Origin of the sequence: Rhizobium sp. L9 (genome assembly GCF_002531885.1) — a bacterium.
Classification (GTDB): domain Bacteria; phylum Pseudomonadota; class Alphaproteobacteria; order Rhizobiales; family Rhizobiaceae; genus Rhizobium.
The window spans coordinates 1-23669 of record NZ_NWSZ01000037.1; the positions used below are offsets into that span (position 1 = coordinate 1).

The 23669-nt window shown below is 61.3% G+C and carries 24 protein-coding genes and 4 pseudogenes; 16 read left to right on the forward strand and 12 right to left on the reverse strand.

Annotated features, from left to right (window positions below; translation table 11 throughout):
- Nucleotides 1-735 precede the first annotated feature (735 nt).
- From CO660_RS28900 to CO660_RS28930, 7 genes are all read right to left on the reverse strand, one after another.
- Nucleotides 736-1593, reverse strand: a complete 858-nt coding sequence (locus CO660_RS28900) for an alpha/beta hydrolase (protein ID WP_097601494.1) — start codon at nt 1591-1593, stop codon at nt 736-738.
- Between the two features lie 192 nt (nt 1594-1785).
- Nucleotides 1786-2406, reverse strand: a complete 621-nt coding sequence (locus CO660_RS28905) for a glutathione S-transferase family protein (RefSeq protein WP_176536404.1) — start codon at nt 2404-2406, stop codon at nt 1786-1788.
- Nucleotides 2399-2881: an SRPBCC domain-containing protein gene (locus CO660_RS28910; protein WP_097601496.1), complete on the reverse strand. Its 483-nt coding sequence runs from the start codon at nt 2879-2881 to the stop codon at nt 2399-2401. The genes CO660_RS28905 and CO660_RS28910 overlap by 8 nt, the downstream gene beginning before the upstream one ends.
- Complete coding sequence (locus tag CO660_RS28915) at nt 2850-3206, reverse strand: metalloregulator ArsR/SmtB family transcription factor (RefSeq protein ID WP_097601497.1); 357 nt, start codon at nt 3204-3206, stop codon at nt 2850-2852. The genes CO660_RS28910 and CO660_RS28915 overlap by 32 nt, the downstream gene beginning before the upstream one ends.
- Before the next feature lie 188 nt (nt 3207-3394).
- Complete coding sequence (locus tag CO660_RS28920) at nt 3395-3811, reverse strand: GFA family protein (RefSeq protein WP_097601498.1); 417 nt, start codon at nt 3809-3811, stop codon at nt 3395-3397.
- Nucleotides 3812-3852: 41 nt separating this feature from the next.
- Nucleotides 3853-4317 (reverse strand): SRPBCC domain-containing protein, encoded by a 465-nt coding sequence (locus tag CO660_RS28925; protein WP_097601499.1) that lies wholly within the window; start codon nt 4315-4317, stop codon nt 3853-3855.
- Nucleotides 4314-4643 (reverse strand): metalloregulator ArsR/SmtB family transcription factor, encoded by a 330-nt coding sequence (locus CO660_RS28930; protein ID WP_097601500.1) that lies wholly within the window; start codon nt 4641-4643, stop codon nt 4314-4316. Before CO660_RS28930 ends, CO660_RS28925 begins: the two co-directional genes overlap by 4 nt.
- A 285-nt stretch (nt 4644-4928) precedes the next feature.
- Here CO660_RS28930 and CO660_RS28935 point away from each other — a divergent pair, with 285 nt between their 5' ends.
- The 8 genes and pseudogenes from CO660_RS28935 to CO660_RS28970 all read left to right on the forward strand — a co-directional run bounded on the left by CO660_RS28935 (nt 4929) and on the right by CO660_RS28970 (nt 10498).
- Nucleotides 4929-5231 carry a hypothetical protein gene (locus tag CO660_RS28935; protein WP_097601501.1) on the forward strand — a complete coding sequence of 101 codons (303 nt, stop codon included), beginning with the start codon at nt 4929-4931 and terminating at the stop codon, nt 5229-5231.
- Between the two features lie 14 nt (nt 5232-5245).
- The gene (locus CO660_RS28940) at nt 5246-6385 is read left to right on the forward strand and encodes a sialidase family protein (RefSeq protein WP_097601502.1); all 1140 of its coding nucleotides are present in this window, start codon (nt 5246-5248) and stop codon (nt 6383-6385) included.
- A gap of 97 nt (nt 6386-6482) precedes the next feature.
- Entirely contained in the window at nt 6483-7049 is a 567-nt protein-coding gene (locus CO660_RS28945; protein WP_097601503.1) for a nutrient deprivation-induced protein, read from the forward strand.
- Nucleotides 7042-7458, forward strand: coding sequence for a phage holin family protein (locus CO660_RS28950; protein WP_097601504.1), 417 nt, complete (start codon nt 7042-7044; stop codon nt 7456-7458). The genes CO660_RS28945 and CO660_RS28950 overlap by 8 nt, the downstream gene beginning before the upstream one ends.
- On the forward strand, nt 7458-8468 hold the full coding sequence (locus tag CO660_RS28955; protein ID WP_097601505.1) for a YtxH domain-containing protein: 1011 nt from the start codon (nt 7458-7460) through the stop codon (nt 8466-8468). The genes CO660_RS28950 and CO660_RS28955 overlap by 1 nt, the downstream gene beginning before the upstream one ends.
- Before the next feature lie 166 nt (nt 8469-8634).
- Nucleotides 8635-9331 (forward strand): annotated as a pseudogene (locus CO660_RS28960) (AAC(3) family N-acetyltransferase).
- A gap of 122 nt (nt 9332-9453) precedes the next feature.
- Nucleotides 9454-9813 carry a hypothetical protein gene (locus tag CO660_RS28965; protein ID WP_097601506.1) on the forward strand — a complete coding sequence of 120 codons (360 nt, stop codon included), beginning with the start codon at nt 9454-9456 and terminating at the stop codon, nt 9811-9813.
- A gap of 139 nt (nt 9814-9952) precedes the next feature.
- On the forward strand, nt 9953-10498 hold the full coding sequence (locus CO660_RS28970; RefSeq protein ID WP_097601540.1) for a YidB family protein: 546 nt from the start codon (nt 9953-9955) through the stop codon (nt 10496-10498).
- Between the two features lie 269 nt (nt 10499-10767).
- Here the strand turns inward: CO660_RS28970 and CO660_RS28975 are convergent, their stop codons facing one another.
- Nucleotides 10768-11631, reverse strand: coding sequence for a dienelactone hydrolase family protein (locus CO660_RS28975; RefSeq protein ID WP_097601507.1), 864 nt, complete (start codon nt 11629-11631; stop codon nt 10768-10770).
- Nucleotides 11632-13420: 1789 nt separating this feature from the next.
- On the opposite strand from CO660_RS28975, the gene CO660_RS28980 reads away from it, so the two are divergent.
- From CO660_RS28980 to CO660_RS29000, 6 genes and pseudogenes are all read left to right on the forward strand, one after another.
- Nucleotides 13421-13657 carry a hypothetical protein gene (locus tag CO660_RS28980; protein ID WP_097601508.1) on the forward strand — a complete coding sequence of 79 codons (237 nt, stop codon included), beginning with the start codon at nt 13421-13423 and terminating at the stop codon, nt 13655-13657.
- A gap of 17 nt (nt 13658-13674) precedes the next feature.
- Nucleotides 13675-14143: pseudogene (locus tag CO660_RS28985) on the forward strand (terminase small subunit protein).
- A pseudogene (locus CO660_RS33485) lies at nt 14109-14387 on the forward strand (terminase); the annotation flags it as partial. The pseudogenes CO660_RS28985 and CO660_RS33485, both read left to right, overlap by 35 nt.
- Nucleotides 14379-15640 (forward strand): annotated as a pseudogene (locus tag CO660_RS28990) (hypothetical protein); the annotation flags it as partial. The pseudogenes CO660_RS33485 and CO660_RS28990, both read left to right, overlap by 9 nt.
- Nucleotides 15641-15651: 11 nt before the next feature.
- The gene (locus CO660_RS28995; protein ID WP_097601509.1) at nt 15652-16080 is read left to right on the forward strand and encodes a DUF1515 domain-containing protein; all 429 of its coding nucleotides are present in this window, start codon (nt 15652-15654) and stop codon (nt 16078-16080) included.
- A gap of 173 nt (nt 16081-16253) precedes the next feature.
- Nucleotides 16254-16439 carry a hypothetical protein gene (locus CO660_RS29000; RefSeq protein ID WP_082240273.1) on the forward strand — a complete coding sequence of 62 codons (186 nt, stop codon included), beginning with the start codon at nt 16254-16256 and terminating at the stop codon, nt 16437-16439.
- A gap of 160 nt (nt 16440-16599) precedes the next feature.
- On the opposite strand, the gene CO660_RS29005 is transcribed toward CO660_RS29000, so the two are convergent.
- A complete protein-coding gene (locus tag CO660_RS29005) occupies nt 16600-16800 on the reverse strand; it encodes a hypothetical protein (RefSeq protein WP_097601510.1) in 201 nt (66 codons plus the stop codon).
- Between the two features lie 587 nt (nt 16801-17387).
- The gene (locus CO660_RS29010) at nt 17388-18890 is read right to left on the reverse strand and encodes a DegQ family serine endoprotease (protein ID WP_097601511.1); all 1503 of its coding nucleotides are present in this window, start codon (nt 18888-18890) and stop codon (nt 17388-17390) included.
- 456 nt (nt 18891-19346) lie between these two features.
- On the opposite strand from CO660_RS29010, the gene CO660_RS29015 reads away from it, so the two are divergent.
- Entirely contained in the window at nt 19347-20384 is a 1038-nt protein-coding gene (locus CO660_RS29015) for a LacI family DNA-binding transcriptional regulator (RefSeq protein WP_097601512.1), read from the forward strand.
- A 100-nt stretch (nt 20385-20484) separates the two neighbouring features.
- Nucleotides 20485-21405 (forward strand): LysR family transcriptional regulator, encoded by a 921-nt coding sequence (locus CO660_RS29020; RefSeq protein ID WP_097601513.1) that lies wholly within the window; start codon nt 20485-20487, stop codon nt 21403-21405.
- Nucleotides 21406-21413: 8 nt separating this feature from the next.
- Here CO660_RS29020 and CO660_RS29025 read toward each other — a convergent pair whose 3' ends face one another.
- Together CO660_RS29025 and CO660_RS29030 are read right to left on the reverse strand one after the other, a co-directional pair.
- Nucleotides 21414-22367: an NmrA/HSCARG family protein gene (locus CO660_RS29025; protein WP_097601514.1), complete on the reverse strand. Its 954-nt coding sequence runs from the start codon at nt 22365-22367 to the stop codon at nt 21414-21416.
- Nucleotides 22368-22652: 285 nt separating this feature from the next.
- Complete coding sequence (locus CO660_RS29030) at nt 22653-23624, reverse strand: quinone oxidoreductase (RefSeq protein WP_097601515.1); 972 nt, start codon at nt 23622-23624, stop codon at nt 22653-22655.
- Nucleotides 23625-23669: the final 45 nt, after the last annotated feature.

The following is a 23669-nucleotide window of genomic DNA, read 5'->3' on the forward strand; positions in this document are numbered from 1 at the left end:
CCTTTTCCGGTAGGACAGAGAATCATATTTCAGCTGATTTGCGAATCTGCGATTCTGAAAAATCGAAGCGTGCTCTAGCTTGAGGTTAGGCGACGTGAGTTGGTATATGCCTCAATCAATTCGCAAATCATTTCAGAAGTTACACTGAACGGCCGAGCAATTCACAATCACCTCTTGCCATTCGTAGTACCACAACAGACCTTGCGCGATAACAGTCGAGACCGCGACAACCAACATCATCTGTCGGGGCGTGAGGGATTTCCAAAACACAGACCGGGCTAAAAGTAGGCAGTTCGTCATTCCTGCCGGAAACATCAAAACCGGCACCCATGAAGCAAGTTCTGCTTCAAATCGGTCTTTCGACGAACAGCACAAGAAGTATTGGTGGTCTTCCGAAAGGCCAAGAATGACCTCGGTTAACGCTATATACCCACTCCAGACCACACACGGGGCCAAGAAAATAACCCACGACAGCGACGAGGATGAATGCCCCGAATAAAAACAGGAACGCATTCGGGCCCATCATGAAAGCGAGTGTTTTCAGAATGAGGAAGACTGGCGATGCCAGAACGCAAAGCAACGTCGCCCAACCCCACTTTTGTCTCGGAGTTGGAAGGTCGACTTTGGCTTGCGCATCCATGCGTGGCCCTCAATCTGAAAAAGTGAAACGATTATGTGGTGGCGGTGCGTGACGCCAAAAGCGCTAACTGTCTGCTGATCACACAGTCAAGCCATCTATCGCTCGATCACGCCGGGAACCGGCTCCTGTTCCTGACGGGATCTGGGACCGCTTCCTTTCAGCGCTTCCACGAAACGGACCACGTCGCCGACCAGGCTATCGCTGAAGATGTCGTTGTGACCCGCACTGTCATAGATCACCATTCGCTTGGGTTCGGGTGCGATCTCGTACAGCGCCTGCCCTGAAGACAGTGGGATGCTGTCATCAAGCCTGCCGTGGAGGAACAACTTCGGTTGTCTGACCTTGCCTATGTTGAGGTCCGAGCGAAACGGATCCTTGAGAAGAATTTCAGCCGGGAGGAACGGATAGCGCGCCTGCGCAACCGACAGAACCGACAGGTACGGCGATACAAGAATGACCCCGGCGGCCGGCCTCTTCGCGGCGGTGTTCACGGCTACGCCGGTGCCAAGCGACCGGCCGAGCACGACGATCTCGCCTCCGGCCTGTGCCGAAAGCCAGTCGAAGGCGGCGATGCCGTCCGTCAGCAGCCCCTGCTCGCTGGGTGAACCGGTGGATCCGGGATAGCCGCGATAGGAAATCGCCAGCAATCCAATCCCGCGCGCCGCCAGCGCCTGTGCGAGAAATGCGTAATTGTCGACGCGGTCACCGTTTCCGAAAAAGAGGAGCACACAGGGCTTGCCGGTGTCGCCTTGGCTGTACAGTCCCTGAAGCATCTCCCCGTCGGGCGTCTTGATGTGGACCGACTCGCCCCAGCGCGCCTGCTCCGGAAGGGGCATGGCGCCTGCTCCGGGAAAAAGCAGGCTTCGCTGAGAAAAATAGAGCAGGCCCAAGACCGCCATGTAGGCGATGGCCGCCATCAGCGGCAAGATCAGCAAGTACCTTGTGGTGCTCACGACAGAATCTACCCGCCGGTTTGGCAATGCCAGGACGCTTTGCAGCAACCTCGGCCAGTGACGGCGTGGTGTGCTCGGCATAGTGGAATATACACACAAAGCGTTGCTGTGGAGAAGAGGCCGGGAGACGATGATGCTCTCAGAAAACCTCGGCGGCAGCGCTTCACGCCTTGCAATAGACCTTCGTGGGCCTCAGGCTGGGAAAGGGTTTCGCCACCCATCCAGTTCTTCAAGCCTTCCGTACCACTCTTGGATATGCCGGAATTCGGCGAGTGGTATGTCGGCAGCGGCGGCGTAAGGAAGCGCAGCAGCCAAAGCGAAATCCGCCACGGTCAGTGTCTTGCCGACGACGACACTATTGGCGGCCAGATGATCGTCGAGCACCCGGCCATGGAGCCGAAAGCTCGTCTTCGCGTCTTCGATCACGGCGATATCGGGCTCTCCGCCGAACAACGGCTTGATCAGCATTTCAAACCACAGCGTTGCTCCATGCCGGGTGAAATGGCTGGCATCCCAGCTCAACCAGCGCAGTACGTCGATCTGCCGATGGTCATGCGGCCAGAAATCCGACGCGACTGTGTCGGACAGCCTGCACATGATGGCGTTCGCTTCCCATAAGGTTCCGGCCTCCTCCTGCAGCACCGGGACTTTCCCGTTCGGGTTCAGCGCCAGGAATTCCGCGGTTCGCTGTTCTCCGCTCGCCAGGTCAACCCTGACGAATTCCACGTCGGCTTGAAGAAAACGCGCGGCGGCGCATGCCTTTCGCGGATTGAGCGTCTCGCAATAGTAAAGCTTCATTGTCGCCTTACCCATGATTTTGCCCTTCGGCGGTTCCCAGAAAAGAGTTCAATCGTTCGAAACTTTGCGACCAACCGGATTCATGACCCTCAAGCGAGGATGCGCTGGCAAATCCGCTCTGCCGAAAAGTCATTTCCGTGCCGCCCTCGCTTTCCCTGAAGGTAATCGTGACGATCGTTTCGGGGCTGGTTTCGCCGGTTGCGGTCTCCCAGGCATGGGTGAAGACAAGCCTGTGCGGCGGCTCGACCTCCAGATATCTTCCGCCGACCCAATGCTCTTCTCCATCCGGTGCAATCAGACAGGCGCGGTGTCTGCCGCCTGGCCAGGCTTCCAGCCTGTCGCCGACCGCCGTGAAGCCGTGAGGGCCACACCATTGCACCAGGGCTTTCGGGTCGGTCCATGCCTTGAAAACGAGATCGCAGGGGGCATCGAACCTTCGCACGAGAACCAAGTCACGGCTATTGTCTGTTTCGGTCTCGGGATTGGTCATTTTCGTTTCCTTGTACCTTGGAGAGGTAGTCATCGAGACGATCGAAGCTTTCATCCCAGAAGCGCCTGTAATCGGCGATCCAATCCGCAATTGTCTTCAAGGCTGCCGGCTCGAGGATGCGGGGACGCGAATTCGCTTCCCGGCCGGAGCGGATCAACCCGGCCTGTTCCAGGACCTTGAGATGCTTTGAGATGGCGGGTTGAGACAGCTCGAAGGGGTCCGCGAGTTCGGCTACGGTCGCCTTGCCATTGGCAAGCCGCGCGAGAATTGCTCTCCGCGTAGGATCGGAGAGGGCGGAAAAAATCGCATCAAGCCTGTCGTCCATGCATCACCAGCTAGCTATATAGCTAAATGGTTATATTCTGCGCGGCGAAATGTCAAGATAATTTATGGAATCCGCAATGGCAGGAAAAAACTCGACCCCGATGGGCAAGCGACGATGTCGTGAGCGGACCCTTCACCGCTCGCGACCGAGCACCCGAGAGCGCCATGTTTGCAGGCGCTGCGCCAGCCTCACATCGGCGGCATCTTTTCGAATTTCGCCACGTCGGGATCGACCCGATCCCAGGCAAGGCCGCGGACGGTGTAGGTTGCCATTTGCGGCTGATATCGCTCGGGCTCGTCGAGGCTGGCGGCGTGGATCGTGAAGAAATCGGGCATGTATGAGAAGGTCAGGTAAACAGGCGCGCCGCAGGCCGGGCAGAAGCCCCGCGTTTTGACGTTGCCGTTGTCGGCGACCATCTGCCAGTGGCTGGCCACTCCTTCAAGCTTCACCGCCTGCCGGCTCGGGAAGGTCAGATAGGATCCGTGGCCGGTGCCGCTCGTCCGCTGGCAATCGCGGCACTGGCAGTCGTTCATCGCAATCGGCTCGGCCGAGATCTCGTAATGGATGGCGCCGCAGGCGCAGCCGCCGGTATAAGGCTTGCTCATTTGCTTTCTCCTGAACAAATTTGTGATGTGGCTCGTGCGGATCAGTCCTCGCTGCCGGCGAGGGTGCCGATATTCTTCACGACCTTCTTCCAGCCTTCGCCCATCTTCTGGAAGGCGGTTTCATTCCTAGGAAGCAGGAAGCCGGAATGAATGAGGCGCAGCCGTGTGCCGTTTTCCGTCCTGGAGAGAAGGAAGGTGACGACGGTATCGAGCGGCGAGCCGTAGCCGGCATTCTCGGCATGTCCGCCTTTCCAGGCATAGGAGAGACGCTCATTCGGCTTCACCTCCAGCACCTCACAGTGAATGGTGCCGTCCCAGGCGCCGGCCGGCGTCGTCTGGTAGGTGAAGCGCTTGCCTTCGACCGGCTCGAAGCCCGCCGGCATCATCAGCCAGCGGCCCATCAACTCGGCTGACGTCAGCGTTTTCCAGATTGTTTCCGGCGCGTGCGGGAACACTTCGTCGACGACAATCTCCTGCGTGTCGGGCTTCAATGCGGTGTCAGTCATGGATCGATTTCCTTCAGCAAGGTTCTGAGATCGGCAAAACGCTCGCGCCAGAAGGTGCCGTAATGGCTCATCCAGTCGACAAGCGGCGCAAGGCCTTCCGGCTCGGCGCGGTAATAGACATTGCGGCCCTCGGGGCGCTCGGCGACGAGGCCCGCCTGCTTCAGCGCCTTGAGGTGCTGCGAGACGGCGCCCTGCGTGACGGTGCTCGCCCGTGTCAGTTCGACGACGGTGATCTCCTTGGAGAGGACGATCTGCTCGAACACCGCCCGCCGGGTAGGATCGGCAAGCGCGCGCATGACGGTGGTAATTGGGGTGGTCTCGATCATGTAAACACAATAGTCGTGACTAATTGATGAGTCAAGACTAATTGGTATCTGTCTTCGGTAAAAGGGATGCTTGATCAGCCCTGGACGGCACCTTGCGTCTGGGCTCGCCACCGCGGCCCGGTGCACCTTGCACGACGGCGACCACCGCCTGCTGCCGCTTTCCTTGTTGTCCGACGGATATCGGCGATTTCGGCGCGGAGCCGACACCATGACATCGCACCAGATTTAGAGGCGGGCTGGAACCTCGTCAGACCTGCGAAGTTTGCGAGACGAGGAGAATTCCACATGCATTTGATTCAGTTGTTTATTCCGGCAGCGCCGCAAGCGACGATCGACATCGGAGACATTATCGCGACAATTCAGCGCGAGATGACGGAGCGCCATGGCGGTGTGACGGCCTATCTCAATTCCCCCGCAAAAGGGCTTTGGTCCAATGACGAGGGCACTGAAGAAGATACCGTCATCGTGATCGAAGTCATGGTGGGCAGTCTCGATCGGGCGTGGTGGCGCCAATACCGTCGCGAACTCGAACGGCTGCTCGGCCATGATGAACTGCTCGTGCGGGCACTTCCAGTCGAGACGCTATGACAGCGGAAGCCCCAATGGACATGCAATTCCGCCATATTGAAATCTACAGGAGACAGGGCGAGTTCGCAGCCTGGCCGGCAAATTATGGCCTCTGGTCCTGGGGTGAGGAAATCGTTGTCGTCTTCGCGCGCGGCAAACTCGGAGCGAAGGGGGAATTGCACGAACTGGACCGTGATTATCCATTCGTACCCTGGCAGGCACGCAGCCTGGACGGCGGACTGACATGGATGGACGAGCCGTTCTGCGGCCGGGTGCCCGGTGGGCTCTCGCTTTCGGCCGATGAGCACCTGAACGCCGATCTCAAGATCCGTCCGCATCTGTCGGTTCGTGATGACCTCGGCCGTCTGGATGAACCGATAGACTTTCTCGATCCCGAGACGATCGTCATGTGCGCCAGGACCGATGTAGAGGGCGATGCGGTCAGCTGGTTCTATGTCAGCCGGGATCGATGCCTGACATGGCAGGGTCCGTATCGTTTCACGGGTTTGCACCTTCCGATCTCGGCGCGCACCGATATCGTGCCTCTTGGCAGGGAACATGCGCTCTTCATGCTCAGCACCTCCAAAGAGGACGGTTCGGAAGGCAGGGTGTTCTGCGCGCGCACTGCGGACGGCGGGCGCAGCTTCGTCCTTCAAGGCTCTGTCGGCCCGGAACCTGAGGGCTATTCGATCATGCCGGCATCGGTAGCGCTTTCCGGTGGCGCCATGCTGACCTTGACGCGCTGCATGGGGAGGGGCGGTGGCAAGGGTTGGATAGAAGCCTTCACCTCCGACGACGAAGGGAAGACCTGGACATGGAAAGGCTGCATTGTCGGCGACACCGGCAGCAATGGCAACCCGCCAGCGCTCGGATGCATCGAAGGCATGCTGCTGCTCGTCTACGGCTATCGTGATCCGCCATTTGGTATCCGGATGCGCATGAGTTTCGATGACGGCCAGACATGGGGCGCCGAGAAGGTCATCCGCAGCGACGGCGGCACGGCTGATCTCGGTTATCCCAGAATGGTAAAACGCGGGGAGGGATCCCTGCTCGCCGTCTACTACTTCAACGATGGCGACAGGGAGGAGCGTTACGTCGCAGCGTCCATTGTCACGCCTGCCAAAGATCAAGAAGGAGCCGAGGACGGCGCTGCTTCATTGCAGTCGCAGATCTGAGCCATGCCGAAGCGGAACGTTTGGCATTCGCGGAACAAAGCGGGGCACCCGTGGTTCGGGGCTGCGGCAGTCGCCGCCACGACATGGGAGGTTAGACATGCAAAACGATTTCACAGATCCGGCAGGAAGAAGCGCAACGGCGCAGACACCGTCCTCATCGCCAGCTTTTGGTTCTTCGCCGGGAACGCGCACGTCCGTTTCCGATCTGGAAGCGAAGGTGAGCGAAGACATTTCCGCCGCCAAGGAAGCGATCAAGGAAGGCGCCGACACGGCCGTCGAGAAAGCCAAGGAAGTCATTTCCGAACGCACCAGCTTCGCTGCTCGCCAGGTTGGCGGCGTTGCAACGGCACTTGAGAAAGCTGGCGCCGAAATGGAAAGCTCCGGTCAGGCTGAGGTCGGGCGATACGCCAGGCAAATCGGGCGGAGCGTGCAGACCGTCGCTCGGCGGATGGAAGGCAAGGACATCGGCGAAATCGCCACCATGGCCGAGGATTTCGGGCGCAGGCAACCGCTCGCCTTTCTCGGGATCGCCGCACTTGCGGGCCTGGCGGCAAGCCGCTTCCTGACGGCCTCCGCGAAAAGGCAAACAGTTGCCGCGCCGCGCGAACCGTCGATTGGCCTACGCCCCGGCGCCGCAACGACCGGAGGCGAGAACAATGGCTAAAACTTCAGAGAACACACCCCTCTCCGAGCTCGTCAGTGGCCTCGTGGGTGATGTCACGGGCCTGCTCCGCAAGGAAATCGACCTTGCCAAGACGGAAGCCTCGGAAAAACTTTCGCAGGCGCTCAGCGGCGTGGAGGTTCTCCTATTCGGATTGGTCCTGGCGATCGGGGCAGTCGGCGTCCTGCTGAGTGCGCTTGTCGGCGGTCTCGCGGCCTTCCTCGTGACACAGGGTTTTACCCAAACCACTGCAGGTGCGCTCGCCTCTCTGATCGTCGGACTCATCATTGCCGGGATCGCTTGGGGCTTGGTCTCCCGGGGCCTCGCCGCGCTTCGCGCCAACAACATGAAACTGGATCGTACTGCGACTTCGCTTCGCCGCGACGTTGATGTTGTGAAGGACAAAATCTGATGGAAAATTCAACGGAAAAAACATCGGCCGAGCTTCAGTGGGAGATCGACCAAGACCGCCGCCGCATAGGAGATCGGATTGACGCGATTCAGGAACGGATGTCGCCGGGCCAGCTCATCGATGAGGTCATCGCATATGCCAAGGGAAGCGGCGGCGCAGAGTATGTCAGCAATCTTGGCCACGCCCTCAAGGCGAACCCTCTGCCGGTCGCGCTGATGGGCGTGAGCCTCGCCTGGCTCATGGCAAAAGGCAGTCCTTCATCAGGCGACACGGCGACCTGGAGCAAGGATCCTGAATACCCGCTTTACCCGGCGACTGGACGGGTTCGCCGGATTGGCCCGCCGGCAATGGAAAACGGAGCCCGTTACAGCCATTTTGCCGATGAATCCGGCAAGAGGTTGAAAGCGTTGACAGACGAAACAGGAAGTCGTGCCGGCCATTTCATGGACGAGGCGGGCAAGACCTATCGTGGCTTCGCCGACGCTAGCGGAAAGCAGATCAATCAGATCGCCGACGAGACTGGTGCGATGCTTGACGCGGCAACCGGCTGGGCGGCGGAGAAATGGGAGCAGGCGAAAAGCGCCGCGAGCGACCTCAGCGCCCGTGCGTCTGACGCGGCGAGCTCGCTGTCGAGCCGATCCTCTTCGGCGGCGACCGGTCTTCAGGAGCAAACGAGCAGACTCAACGAGTCGATCCTCACCCATTTCCGCGACCAGCCGCTCGTCGGCGGTGCCCTGGCTTTCGCGGTCGGTGCAGCGATCGGCGCGGCGCTGCCCCATACCGATACCGAGGATGAGTTGGTCGGCGAAGCCGCAGATAGCACGAGAGATAGCCTCAGCCATCAGGCCCAGGACGTCGTCGCGCAAGGCAAAGAGGTAGCGTCGGAAGTCTATCACAAGGCCGTGGACGTTGCGTCCGATGCTCATGATGCCATCAAGGAACGCGTGGTGGATGAAGCCGAAGCTTTCATAGATCGCAAGGATGGCTCAGGGGGCACCGATCGGCGGTAGAGGGTCCACCAGGTTCATGTCCTTGAAAGCGGTGCACCATACGGAAGCCCGCCGCGGGCGCGGAGGTACGAGGCGCGTGAGCGGCAGCAGGGTATTGCGAGCGATGGTGCCCTGACGTCCGCCCGGGAGCATTGACTCCGGGTCGTGTCCTGCTGATCGTTGGCCGATGACCGCTCCGCACTTTCATACCCGTCTCTCGCTCAGCCAGGATCTGGAAAAGCTCGGACTTCGCGCCGGCGACATGGTCATGGTTCATGCCGCCATGAGCAGACTGGGGCGGTTGCTCAACGGTCCCGACATGTTCATCGATGCGCTGCGCGATGTCGTCGGCCCGTCGGGCACCATCGTCGCCTATGCGGACTGGAACGGCGCCTATGACGAACTGCTTGACGAGAACGGCCGCGTTCCTTTCGAATGGCGCGACCATATTGCGCCTTTCGATCCCATGAGCTCCCGGGCAATCCGCGATAACGGCATCTTGCTATGGCGATGGTTCGCCGCTCGCCAAACTCGTGGCGGCCGGCGGCAAGGTCCTCATGGCCGGAGCCCCGCTCGACACCATGACCCTTCTCCACCATGCCGAGCACCTGGCTGAAATCCCGAACAAGCGCCTGCGCCGCTACGAGGTGCCCTTTGCCACGCCAGCAGGCGTGGTGTGGCGCATGCTCGAGGAATTCGATACCGGCGACCCGGTCGTGCCCGGCCTCGAAAGCGATTACTTCGCCCGGATGGTCAGCGCCTTTCTCGCCAGCGGGCAGGGCACACAGGGTCCAGTCGGAGACGCGCCATCGGTGCTGGTCGATGCGGCCGCGATCTGCAGCTTCGCAGTCGCCTGGCCGGAGCATCACGCCCGAGCACGCTGAGCGGCTCCGCGCTGTCGTGCAGGCCCTTGCTTTCTCCCCGCAGGCTCCTCCGGCCTCACGGAACAAAATCCCGATGGCGATGTTGGTATGGCGATAAGCAAACAAGGCCATGGGAGGAATCCATGCATAAGTCTCTTCAGTTCGTGTTGATCGGCCTGGCCTCCATGACCGGCCTGACGATCGCACCGACGATTGCCGCCGCCCAGGATATGGAGCTGCGCATCGGCCCCGGCGGCGTCGGCGTCTACGACCGGAACCGCGATTACGACCGCTACGGCCGTTACGACCGTTACGACCGTTACGACCGCCCGGGGCCGCGCCGCTGCGATCCCGACGATGCGCTCGACATCGCCCGCAGCGAAGGCCTTCGTCGGGCCCAGATCGTCCGCATGTCGCCGCGCAGCATCGTCGTCCAAGGAATGACCCGCCGCGGGCCGGAGCGGATGGTTTTTGCAAACCGGCGCGGTTGCCCGGAAATCTGACGCTGCCTCGAGGCAGCCGAACAATGCCGCCGGCATAGGCGTTCTGCCCGCCGGCGGGAGATTTTCACCATTGTGAACACTGCGCCCATTCAGCGCTCCGGGTGGCGTGATTGCCTGGCGCACCAAGGAGGATTTCATCATGATGAGCGGTCAAATGAAGGCGCTTCTCGCCGTTCTTGCGGTTGCCGGTTACCAGAACAGGGACAAGATCCGGGAACTCCTGCGCGGCCTCCAGAACCCGCAGCAGGCAGGCGCCGGAGGTGGCCAGCCACCAGGCGGGCTCGGCAGTATCCTCGGCGGGCTGGCCGGCTCGGGCGGTGGTTTGGGCGGCTTGGGCGGCCTTCTCGGTGGATTGACGTCCGGCAGCATCGTCAGCGGCGGCCTCGGCGACCTCCTGAAGACCTTTCAGCAGAACGGCCAGGGCGACAAGATGGAATCCTGGGTGCGCCGCGGCCAGAATGCCGACATCAATGACGGCGAACTTGCCACCGCCCTCGGTCCGGATGTCCTGGACGAGATCGCCAGGAATACCGGCCTCTCGCATCAGGAGATCCTAGGGCGGCTGAGCCGCGATCTTCCGAAGGCCGTCGACGATCTGACGCCGGAGGGGAAAGTGCCGAGCGCCGAAGAAGCATTCACGTCCTCGGCGAGCCAGGCAACGTCAGGGCGGCCGAGCGACGTTTAGGCGTTCAGTTCGGGGCGTAAATAGCGCCCTGGATTGATTTGCCGCAGAGATCGCCTCACACTCCGTCCTCCTCGGGCTTGACCCGAGGATCCACACCGGCCCCACGTCGGCAGCGGACATGGATCCCAGGCTCAAGGCAGCTCAAGGCCCGGGATGACGGAGGTTGGGGAGCCGGTAAATGCCGGGCAACCGGCGGGAGGCATCCAGGCTCTAAGGCCCTGGAATGGCGGAGCGCGCCGCGATCGATCCTCCTGAGATCAGGCAGTGGCTTAGTTTGCCAGGTACTTGCGTAGAAAGGCGTAAACGCTGCGCATGGACTTCGCCGCGGCGTCGAGGTCGTATTTTTCGATATGACCCAGCACTCTCCGTCCCACCATGAACTCCGGCGCATCGAAATTGTGATAGATGCCCTTGTAGACATTGAGCTCGACGGGCGGGGCATTGTCGCTGAGGCGGGCAAGCCTCTTCTGGCATCGTTCGGCCCGGCTCCAGTTGTCTCTCTCGCCAGTCATGATCAGGGTCGGTACTGTCGGGTCGCCGCGATCGGCGTCACAGGCGGGATAATAGGCAACCGCGGCCCTGAACTTGCGCTCCATGAGCTGCTCGTTGCCGTCGATTTTCGTGGCGTCCAGCGCCGCGGTGCCGCCGGCCGAAAAGCCCATCAAGGCGACGTGCCTGATATCGACGAAGCCTGATTTCGACAAAAAGTCCAAAGCGCCATAGGCATCGAAGACGCGCTCGGGAAGATGGCTTCGACAGGTGTCGTCGAGCTTGCGGGTGGTGAAGCTGTCGATGACAAGCACGACATAGCCCCATCTCACCAGCCGTTTCGGCCAAAGCTCCTTGACGCTCAAACGCAGGTGATCGCAGCCATGCAGGATGACCACCGCCGGGAAGGGGCCGTCGCCGGCAGGGCGGGATAGATAGCCGAGCAACGGCGTGCCCTGCGGTTGGGAGAGAATTTCTCCCTGTTCGAGGGCCTTGCGGATGCGAAACGGGCTGAGCTTGACGGGGGCGCTTTCGAACCGCACCAGTTCCTCGGCATCGGCCGGGTTCGCGGACAGGTGCACGCCGAGAAAAGTGGCGAGGCAAAGAAGAAGTGCTGAGACGGTGGTTTTCACAGACTCCTCCATCTGTGATCGGCAGCCTGTTGATAGTATATTCCTCGCTCACGTTGGATGGTATCGCTTGTCGCCTCTATCCAGGCATTGAACGCATTTGGTTTTTCCGATTTCAGGAGGGGCGCCGTCTTGCCTTCTCCGGCATACGACCTAAGGTGCCGGTGGGTTCGATGGCGATGATATGGGGTGGTCGAGTGCGTTTTCTGGCAGCGTTGGTGATTGCGGTCCTGGTGAGTGGGAATGGGGCGGCCGCGTGCCCTCTCAATGACACCTTAAAGCTATGCGCGTTGAATGGTCAAAACCTGGCTGCGCTGCACAGCGGAATAGATCGAGGCGATTGGACCGTCGACAAGCCTTCTCCTGTCGTCAATCCAATCCCTGAACCTCGAACTGGCCACGAACTTTATACGATGCGGAGTGGGCTGCGGTTCGCCTGTATTATGAGGAATACCGAAGCCTAATGCTTCGATTGCGTGCGTCATTCGCCAGGGCTTTCCGGCGTGCCCCATCGAACACCATTGTGGGTGTGGCACCGTGCCCACCCCTTGCTCCGTCCTCCTCGGGCTTGACCCGAGGATCCACGCTGGGCTCCACCAGCGACGGGCATGGATCCCAGGGTCAAGCCCTGGGGTGACGGAGGGTGGGGGGACGTTCGGCCCAACGTTTGACCAATTTGTCTCCGCCAATTCCGAGCCCGCATCGAAGGCATTCTACGCTGGAAAGTTCTTGATCACCTCCCGGCGGATCATTTAATCCTACCGTAAATCCAAGCTGCGAAATTTGAGTCCAGAGGTGATGTCGACGGTGAAGGCCGGCGACGCTTTCCGGCGTGCGTCATTCGGCAGCTTTCCGGCCGGCGTCATCGAACACCACGTGGTTTGGCATAGCGCTCACCTCTTGCTCCGTCCTCCTCGGGCTTGACCCGAGGATCCACGGCCGGTCTCCACCAGCAGCGGGCATGGATACCAGGGTCAAGCCCTGGGATGACGGAGGGTGGAGGGACGTTCGGCCCAACGTTTGACCAATTTGTCTCTGCCAATTCCGAGCCGGCATCGAAGGCAATTTCTACGCTCGAAAGTCCTTGATCACCCCCCGGCGGATCATTTAATTCCTACCGTAAATCCAAGCTGCGAAATTTGAGTCCAGAGGTGATGCCGGCGGCGAAGGCTGGCGATACTTCGATGGCGTGCGTCATTCGGCAGAGCTTTCCGGCCGACGTCATCGAACACCACGTGGTTTGGCACAGCGCTCACCTCTTGCTCCGTCCTCCTCGGGCTTGACCCGAGGATCCACGGCGGTCTCCACCAGCAGCGGGCATGGATCCCAGGGTCAAGCCCTGGGATGACGGAGGGTGGAGGGACGTTCGGCCCCAACGTTTGACCAATTTGTCTCCGCCAATTCCGAGCCGGCATCGAAGGCAATTTCTACGCTGGAAAGTCCTTGATTACCCCCCGGCGGATCATTTAATCCTACCGTAAATCCAAGCTGCGAAATTTGAATTCAGAGGTGATGCCGGCGGTGAAGGCCGGCGACGCTTAGATGGTGTGCGTCATTCGGCAGGGCTTTCTGGCCGGCGTCATCGAACACAACGCGGGTTTGGCGCAGCGCTCACCTCTTGCTCCGTCTTCCTCGGGCTTGACCCGAGGATCCACGTCGGCCTCCACTCGCGGCAACGGGCATGGATCCCAGGGTCAAGCCCTGGATGACGGAGGGTGGGGAGTGCGTTCTGTCGCAATCTACCGAAACAGCGCCTGATGCAGCTGCGTCGGGATCAAGAGCCGCCTTTTCCAAGGAGAACTGCATGGACCCCTCGATTGCTCCGGCCTCGCGGGCCGCGGTGGTGACGCCGAACGATACCGCCATTGTCGGGGCGCGTGCGCTTTATATCGGCACGGCCGGCGATGTGGCGATTGCGCCGCGGCGGGATGTGGATCCCGTCATCTTCAAGAGCGTGCCGGCCGTGACGATCCTTCCCGTTCATGCTGCAATCGTGGCGCTGACCGGGACCACGGCCTCCAACATTATCGCCTTGTTCTGAGCGTCAGACGCCGACCCATGGGCAGACCGAGCAAGTTCAGCCAGGCGCTGGCGGAAAAAATCTGTGCGCGCATCGCCGACCGGGAAAGCCTGCGCTCGATCTGCCGGGATGAGGACATGCCGGCGAAATCGACGGTGCTTTCCTGGCTCGCCGACGAGGACAAGGCGGCGTTCCGGGCGCGATATGCGCTGGCGCGGGAGATCATGGCCGACAGCTTCGTCGACGATGGTCGAGATCGCCGACAACAGCAGCGACGACTGGATCGAAAAGAAGAATGCTAGCGGCGAGACCACCGGCTGGCAGGAGAACGGCGAGGCGATAAGGCGCTCGCAGCTGCGCATCGCCACCCGTCAATGGGTCGCCGAGAAGCTCAGGCCGAAGAAATACGGCGCCAAGGTCGAGCCTGAACAGGGCGTGACCGGTGAGGTCTCGCAATTGCTGGAGGCGGTCAATGGCAGGACGCGCGGACTTCCAAGCGGCGGTTGACCAGTTTTCCGACTGGCGCTGGCGGCTGAACAATCTCTACTGGATCACCGACAAGGCGGGCAGGCGCGTTCGGTTCGAGATGAACCTGATGCAGACGAGCTTCTTCGACGAAATGCATTATCTCAACGTGCTCTTGAAAGCCCGCCAGCTGGGGCTGACCACCTTCATCCAGATCTTCATGCTCGATGCCTGCGTCTTCAACCGCGATATCAGGGCGGGCACCATCGCCCATACGCTCGGCGACAGCACCGTCAGCCTCGATACCGGCTATGGCACGCAGGCGCAGCCGCAATATTGGGGGGCCGATTTCATGGTCGCCAAGGGCGACTGGGATGGAAGGCCGGTCGCGCTGGCTTTCGTCGACAGCATCGGCGAGGCGCGCCAGGAATATTCCTCAACCTCGGCTGGCTGCGCCGCTGGCTCGACAGGGACGGCGGCCCTGGCCGCATCCCCCATTGCCTGATCGGCATGCCCGGTGCCGGCTCCGTCCGCGAATATACCGGCAGCGGCTCCTCGATCGCGACCAGGCGCCGAGACATCATCCGCGAAATCATCGCCTTCAACGGCAATAAATGGCCGTTCACGGTCATAACAAACCAGATGGGGCAGAACGACACGGCCTCGACCTATACGCAGTTCTTCACCACCAATTACCGCTCCCTGGTCACCCGCCTGCGCGCCGAATATTCTGGCGTCAGAATCGTCGCCTTCCCGCCGCTCGGGCGGACGACCGTCACACGCAACATCACGCTGACCTCGGTCGGCACGGTTGCCACGGCGACCATCGCAAGCGGCCTCAACGGACTTGCGACAGGCCAGACCGTCAGTATCTCGGGAGCAACGCCGACCGCTTACAATGGAAGCTATGTAATATCGGTCGTCGACGCCAACACCTTCACCTACAGTTTCGCCGGCGGCACTTCGCCGGCGACCGGGACGATCACCTGCAACGATCTCGGCCTCAGGGCCGAGTATCAGGTCTATGGAACCAACAACAGCTGGCCGTCGGACGGAACCGACGCTTCGGGCAAATGGCGGCTTCGCGATGATATCCTTGCGCAGTCATCGGCCTGCTGCGATGCTGCAATCGATACTTACGCGGCGTGGGTTTCCCCCTCCAGAGGCGGTGTCTGGCCCGGCATTCTGGAGCTTGCGAGCACGACATTGACCGCGCAGGCCGGAACTGACGGCGTTGCCACCTATAACCAGATCGTCGTCGCGGATGCGAGCATCTTCAGGCCCGAGCAGACGCTGCACATCTATTCCGGCCCGGACGGCCTGGCGCGCCTGAGCACGCAGGTCGTCGCCAGCATCGCCGGCAACGTCATCACCTATCAAGGCGTGAGCGCCGTCGTCATGCCGGTTGGCTCCGTAGTGCGTCCGGCGCCGTCTGTCGGGGAGCTTTCGCCGGTCTCCTTCATCCATCCGCAGCCGATCATGATCGACCGGATTTCGAACGGCATTGCCCAGTCCGAAAAGCTGAAATTCAATTCCTGAGGTGGCCTGCCATGACATCCAACGACGATATCCTGCGCGCGCTCGGGCGCGTGGAGGGAAGGCTGACCGGCATCGAGGAAAACGTCGCGCTGCTGCGCCAGGAGATGAGCGACGAAAAAGCCAATGCCCATGAGGGTCGAGCCGTGATCCACAAGCGGCTCGACGAACAGGCAAGGCAGATCGCCCATCTCGATACGAGAGTGGCGATGACAGGCGGAGCGGACGCGCAGATCCGCGCCGAGATCGGGACGCTCAAGGAAACCGTCGAGAAGAACCAGGAGACGGTCGGCCCGGCGCTCGAAGAGTGGAAACGGATGAAATCGATCGGCTATGGCATCTCAGGGCTGATTGCCTTCGCCGGCCTGACGACGGGCGGGGTCATTGCCTATGCCAGCGATGGGGCTGTGGCGGCGCTCAGGCATTGGCTGAAGATCAGTTGAGCGCCATCCTTGCGGTTGGCAATCGACTGACGGCGAATGCCGGCAAGTCAAACGCAGCAAAACGGCGTCAGCTCGGCTGATATATTGCCGTATTTCGCCCCTTACTAAAATTAGACTTTGCTAACGAACAAAAATGCCGCTTGTTTGTTATCCCCTTCAAGGAGGAAACGAACATGAAGAGCATGAGCAACCGCCAAGTTCGCGTTCCGGGGCCTCGGGAGCATGACGTTGCCGAGCATTGCCGCAAGTTTGGGATTGGCCCGGCGGAGGAGAAGAAGCTGAAAAAGCTGCTCGGGTCTCACGCGCCGCTGCATGAGATCCGGGCCAATGCGCCGCCGCCCCAGCCGAAATGGCGATAGCGCCGGGGTCGGAACTTCCGGCATTATCCGGCGTTAGGATCGCCGGGCCGCGTGGCCGGTCTCGTCTCCTGTACCCCCTGCTACCCCGGCAGGTGCTGCGCGGTCCACTGCTTCCCTCGCTACTGGCTTATCGGCGTGCGGATCTGCGCACGCCGAGCCGTCAATTCCGCAGCTCGCGCGATAGCATCAGGATATAGTCGTCGGCGATATCGGCGACCACCATGGCCGCTTCGGCGGGCGGATAGCCCCTGCCGACGGCCTCGGCGACGATCTTCATCACCTGCGGTTCAAGCGCCTCCCGGCAGTCGGCGAGGCTTTCGTCGTTCGGGCATTTGGCGCGAAATTCCACCACGTTATTCATGGCATACCCCTCTGTTCAATGTTGCGGCGCTGCTCGATGCACGAAGCCGGTCCCTCACGGGAAAGGCGGGTCACCGTTCCGGTGCGCCGTGCCGGAACAAATTAGCGATTATGAAAACACGATGTCACAGGGCGGGATGTATTCAAGCTGATGCTGATATTAAGGTAAGGCAGTAGGGTTAATTCGTCCAGCGGCAGTTGAAGGCCCGCTAGCCGGAATGTCAGGGAATGGCGCAACACTTTGTTTCCACATCGCTTTCCGATACGAAAAACCGGAGGTCCGTTCGGTTTTTCATCAGAAATACCGGCATTTGCCATGCGCTGCGATGCAGATGATAAGAGAGGCCGCAGCCCATGTGCCGGAGCCGGACAGCCACAAGGCCTTGTGCCACGTGCTTGCCCCTCACCCTAGCCCTCTCCCCGCTTGCGGGGCGAGGGGACGTGCCCTCCGAGAGGTGGCGAGGAACGGTGAGCTTGCGGCATCGTCCCTTCGCCCCGCGAGCGGGGAGAAGGTGCCGGCAAGCGGATGAGGGGCTGTGGCCGCGGCAAGTGGTGCGGCAATGAAGGTCTTGCTGCCGGACGCGGCCCTCAGGCGGCGGCAAGTGGCACAGCAATGAAGGTTTTGTTCCCGTCGCGCTCGACGAGCAGCAGCACGGATTTGCGGCCGGCCTTGCCGGCTTCGGCGATTGCGGCCTTGACGTCGCGGGCATTGTGCACCGGCCGGTCGTTGACCGAGACGATGACGTCGCCCGACTGGATGCCGGCGGCGGCGGCCGATTTATCCGGATTGACGCTGGCGACCACCGCGCCGCTGACGGAGCGCGGCAGGTTGAGCTTCTGACGCACATCGGGCGTCAAGTCGGCAAGGCCGATGCCGAGGCTCGGCTGGCCGGAGGCGTGGCCCTGCGCTTCCGGGCTTGTCGCCGCAGCCTGCTTCCGGCCATCCGCATTGGCGCCGACGGTGACGTTGAGATCGATGGTCTTGCCGTCGCGCCAGACGCCGAGCGATTTCTGCGTGCCCGGCGAAAGATCGGCGACGAGACGCGACAGGTCCTTCGGCGTCTTGACGGTCTCGCCGCCGACCGAGGTGACGATGTCGCCGGGCTTCAGGCCGGCATGGGCAGCCGGCGTATCGGCGGAGACGGCGGCCACCAGCGCGCCGCCTGTCTTGTCGAGGCCCACGGCGTCGGCGACATCTTTCGTGACTGGTTGGATCTGCACGCCGAGATAGCCGTGATTGATCGAACCATCCTTCTCGAGCTTGGCGACGATCGCCTTGGCCTCGTCGGAGGGAATGGCGAAACCGACGCCGACGCTGCCGCCGTTCGGCGAGTAGATGGCGGTGTTGATGCCGACGACCTTACCCTCGCGATCGACGAGCGGACCGCCTGAATTGCCGTGGTTGATCGGCGCATCGATCTGGATGAAATCGTCATAGGGCCCGCTATGCAGGTCGCGGCCGCGGGCCGAGACGATGCCTGCCGTTACCGTCGTGCCGATGCCGAAGGGGTTGCCGATCGCCAGGATCTGATCGCCGAGCTTCAGCCTGTCGGAATCGCCCCAGGCGACGGTCTGCAGCGGCTTGCCTGCCTCGACCTTCAGCACGGCGACATCGGATTTCGGATCGGCGCCGATCAGCTTGGCGGGCAGCTCGGTGCCGTCGTCGAGCGTCACCTTGATGTCGAGCGCATTGTCGATGACATGGTTGTTGGTGACGATCAGGCCTTCCGGGCTGACGATGAAGCCGGAGCCGAGCGCCATCGCATGCTGGGAGCCGCGCTGTTGCGGGGCCGGGCGTGGCAGGGGAATGCCCTGATCCTCGAAGAACTGGCGGAACTGCTCGTCCATCGGCGATTCCTGCTCGGCGCTGACATCCGTCGTCTTCATCGTCGTGGTGATGGTGACGACGGCGGGCTTGTCGGCGTCGACGACGGAGGCGAAGGAGCCGCTCGGGGCGAGAATACCGCCCGTGTCCGATGGTGCGGCAAAGGCGCTGGGCGAACTGAGGGCGAAGGGAAGGCATGCCGCGCCGGCGATGATGGCGGCCCCGACAAGTGCTGCTGTGCGATGTTTGCTGAGGATATGTGACATGGTGGTTATCCCTTGCGAGAACGTTGGCTTGTGACGGCGTCGTAGTTCCATGTCTGGGACCTGGCGTCGGATGAGGTGCGCCAATTCCTCCGTTCGCCGGCGCGGATCGTCGGGAGGCGACGATCGGGGGAGGGGAGAAGAATTCGCGCTCGGGATTAAATATGATCACGCCGGAGGGCTTTACAAATTAAATATTGATCATGTTTATATTGCCGATTTGTAAGACATTACTCAAGTTTAACATCCGTCGCCGATGCCGGCGCCAGCCGCCGCGTTCCCCGCCAAACTGCCCGCCGTCTCGCCTGATAGAGCCGGTCCCGCTCGCTTCGGCAAAGTCGGATCTCCGGAACCCGTTGCGGCTATAAAAGTTAGTGGACTCTAAAATATTTCTTCGTCAGGAAGTCATGACCGGGGAATCGGCCGCAGGCGCGTCTGGCCCACGGTATATGAGGGGCGATGAAGAATTCGGTTGAGCGGGGGCGGAAAGCCGAGCGCGGGATGCATGTGAAGCTGAGCGACGTGGCGAGGAAGGTGGGCGTGAGCCCGATCACCATTTCGCGTGCATTGCGCAATCCGGAAATCGTCTCGGAGGATCTGCGCGAGGAGATTCTGCGCACGGTAGAGGAGATGGGCTATATCCCCAATCTTGCCGCCCGGGCGCTGGCCGGCCGCCACAATGGCATTGTCGGCGTCATCACCCCCGCCTTGCACCAGTACGGCTTCGCCGCTCTGATGATCGGTATCGAGGATTGTTTCCGCGGCACGGAGTTCACCGTGCAATATTCGAGCACGCTGCACCATGGCGAGGGTGAAGCCGGCCTGCTGAAATCCATCCTGACCCAGAAGCCGGCCGGCGTCATCATCGCCGGTGCCGAGGACTACGGCGATCTTCTGCCGCTGCTGGCGAGCGCCCCCTGTCCCATCGCCCATGTCACCGATCTTAGTCAGGAGCCGCAAAGCCTGGTCGTCGGCCTCGATCATTATATGGCGGGCGCCGAGCCCACCCGGTTCCTGTTGTCGAGGGGCTATAGTCGGATCGCCTTCATCGGTCGCGGCGCCGATGTCCGCTCGCGCCGGCGCATTGAGGGTTATGAGGCGGTGATGCGGGAAGCCGGCCTTTTCCACGAGGATCTCATCATCGGCGGCGATGCGCCGAGCCGTATCGGCCTCGGCAGAGAGCTGTTTTCCCGCCTGCTCGAGCGCGTGCCCAATGTCGATGCCGTCTTTGCCCAGAGCGACGAACTGGCCTTCGGCGTGCTGATCGAATGCAAGGCGCGCGGCATCCGCGTGCCGGAGGATGTCGGCATTTGTGGCTTCAACGACCTGGAATTTTCGCCCTTCATCGAGCCGTCGCTGACGACGGTGCACATCCCGCGCCAGGACATCGGCTACCGCGTCGCCGACATGCTGCTGCATGCCATTCATGATGAGCCGCCCCGGGAAGACAGGGTCAATTGCGGCTTTTCCATCGTGCCGCGCGGTTCGACGCGATAATCTGGCACGTGCCGCCATAACGGAAGTGGGGCGCCTTGAGGTCTGGGCACAGTCAGGATTATTCCGTATATGGAGCGGATGGCCACCACTGTGCTTAAGAATGGATAAGACCGGATTGTCTTTCGACAGGATGCGCACCTTCGTGCGGGTCGCTGAGCGCGGCAACCTGTCAATGGTCGCAAAGGAGCTGGGCCTCGGCCAATCCACCGTGACGCGGCACCTCAATGAACTCGAGGAGGCTGTCGGTGTGCCGCTGCTCAGCCGCACCACCCGCCGCGTCACCCTGACGGAGGAGGGCAGTCGCTATTATACCACCTGCCTTCAGATCTTGCGTCTGGTCGAACAGGCCGCTGAGGAAGCCAGAGATGCCCGTCAGGCTCCGGCGGGGGCTGTTCGGCTTTCCTGTACGGCAGCGCTCGGCGTGATGCATGTCACGCGTATGATCTTCGACTTCCAAGACAGGCATCCGGACATCCGCATCGACCTCAACCTGACGGACGAACGCATCGACCTGGTTCGCGAAGGCGTTGACGTGGCGCTTCGCCTTGGACCTCTCGCCGACAGCTCGATGAAACTTCATGCGGTCGGAGAGAGCCGGCGGCTGCTGGTTGGCGCTCCGGCCTATTTGTCCGCCCAGGGGCGGCCGGAGCGTCCGGCCGATCTGTCACGCTACGAAACCATCGTGATGTCCAATGTGGCAGGCAGCAACCAGCTCGTTCTTACCGCCCCCGATGGCGCCAGATTCATGATCCCGGTCGGCGGTCGGCTGCGTGTCGATCACGGGCTTGCGGCGCGCGAAGCTCTTGCCGCCGGACGCGGCATCGGTCCTACACATCTCTGGCTGGTTCAAGATCTGCTGGACGACGGCCGGCTTGAAGTGGTGCTTGGCGACTATCGGCCTTCGCCGGTTCCGCTAAGCTTACTTATTGTTCCGGAGCGTGCAGCCATTGCCCGCGTTCGGCTGCTGGTCGACTTTCTTGCCGCCGAGATTGCCAAGCTGCCGGGAATCCGGCCGTCGTAAGCCGCTGTTCAACTTCCGAAAGACCGCTTGTCGCCGCGCCATCCCGTCGTCCGCAGAAACTGCTCCCAGTTGAGCGTCTCTGGATTGAGCCGGCGGCTCCATTCGAGATCGTGTTCCTTGCCGAAATAGCCATATTCGACCGCATATTCGACCATTCCGAGAAGCTCTCGAACCAGAAATTCGTTGGCGGCAAATTCCGGGAAATAGCGCAGAAGGCCATCCCTGGTGAAAGCATTTCGATACTCGGCCTTGAGGCCGGTGACGCGTCGGAAGGTTTCGACCATCTCCCGCGGAGAAATGATATCGCCGACGATCGGCAGCGTTTTGCCGTTGTAGCGCTCGGGATTTGAGAAGATCTCGAGGACAACGGGCCCGGTCGCCGTCAGTGGATCGACGAAAGGCGCGCGGAAATCTTCCGGAAGATAAATCGGCAAGAGCAGGGTGTCGCCTTCCATCCGCGGCGCATAATACTCGATAAGGTTTGTGTAGAAGAATGCCAGCATGACGAAGGAATGAGAAATCGGCAGGCCGCGAATGTAATCGGCAACCCGCGCCTTGTCGGTAAAATGCGGCGCATATTTCGTCCCACCGGTGATCTTGTCGACATTCTCGAGCGTGCTGAAAACAATGTGCCCTACGCCGGCCTCCACGGCCGCATCCGCCAGTTGCCGGCCGAGAGGAGCCTCAGTCGTCTCTGGCGGGGCGATCGGCGGCGTCATCAGAAACGCGCCATCCGCGCCCTTGAATGCCGCAGCGAATTCCTTCTGAAGGCCGAGTTCGAGGGGCACGACGGCGATTTCCGCGCCGAGTTTTTCCAGACGCAAAGCTTCGGGCGAATCCTTTCGTCGAGTGAGAGCACGCACCCGGAAACGTTGGCTTTCAAGAAGCGTCGCAACGACGCTCCGCCCCTGTTTGCTCGTTGCGCCCGTGACTGCGATCAGTGGCTTGTTGTCTGTAGACATGTTTTTCATCCTTTCCCGTCATTCGACGCCGACCAGACAGGCCGGCGTCTTTGCGAGGCAGGGCGCGGGCAGTCCATTGCCGATCGCCCACCTCGATGGCGGCATTCTATCGGAACAGGTTTTCCCGCTGTAGATGGCCGGAATGGATAAGATAATGCCATTTTTTGGATAAATGTCTCCATCTGGTCGCTGGGATCGCCCGACCGGATCAGGCCGTCGAAGGCCGCCGCGCGATCGGAAGCGCTGGCGATCCATGATCTCTGCCAGTGTTCTTTCTCGAAGCAATCAGGGTATCAGCAGGATACTGCCCGCCGCGCGCCCGGATTCCATCTCTTCGTGCGCCTTCGCAACATCGGCCAAACGGTATTCGGCGCCGATCTGCGAAACGATCCCCGATTCCATCGCCCTGATCGCAGCGAGAGCAGCCTCGCGATATTGTCCGACGTCAGCGCACCAGGCCATGATGCTCGGATGGCAGAGCGCCTTGCCCGGGCGAAGTTCCTCGACAGGCACCGGTGGAATGGCGCCGGCGGCCTGACCGATGGTGACAGCCATGCCGAATGGGCGGACAGAGTGTATGCTTTTGAGAAGCGTATCCCCGCCGATCCCGTCATAGGCGACGTCGACGCCGGGCCCGTTCGTCAGCCGCTTCACTTCCGCGACGAAATCGGCGCCGCGCCCGACGATCAGGTGATCGGCTCCACAAGATCTGGCGAGGGCTGCCTTTTCGGAGGAACCGACCGTCCCGACCACGGTGGCTTCGAGCGATTTGGCACAGCGAACCAGGATGCTGCCGAGCCCGCCGGCAGCCGCATGGATCAGAACGTGGTTTCCTGCACGCACATCATAGGTCTTCTTCAACAGCATATAGGCGGTCATGCCTTTGAGGAGCGAACTCGCAGCCGTTTTTGCCGAAAGGGTATCCGGCAGCTTGATCGCCCTTTCAGCGGCGATGTTGCGCGCGGAGCGATAGGCGCCGACCGGAGGCCCGGCATAGGCGACGCGATCACCTCTTCCGAACGTCGAGACGCCCGGACCGACAGCCTCGACGATTCCAGCCGCTTCGGCGCCGATCACCGCGGGGTAGGACGGCATCGGGTAGATACCTTTCCGGTGATAAACATCGAGGAAGTTCGTTCCGATCGCCTCATGGCGGATTCGGATCTCGCCAGGGCCGGGGCCTTCACACTGGTGCTGCTCTATATGGAATTGGGTGATGTCGCCGGGGGCGTTCAGCCATACGATCTGGTCAGTCATCGCTCGTGATCTCCTTGATCCGGGCAAATTAAGCGATGGCGGTAT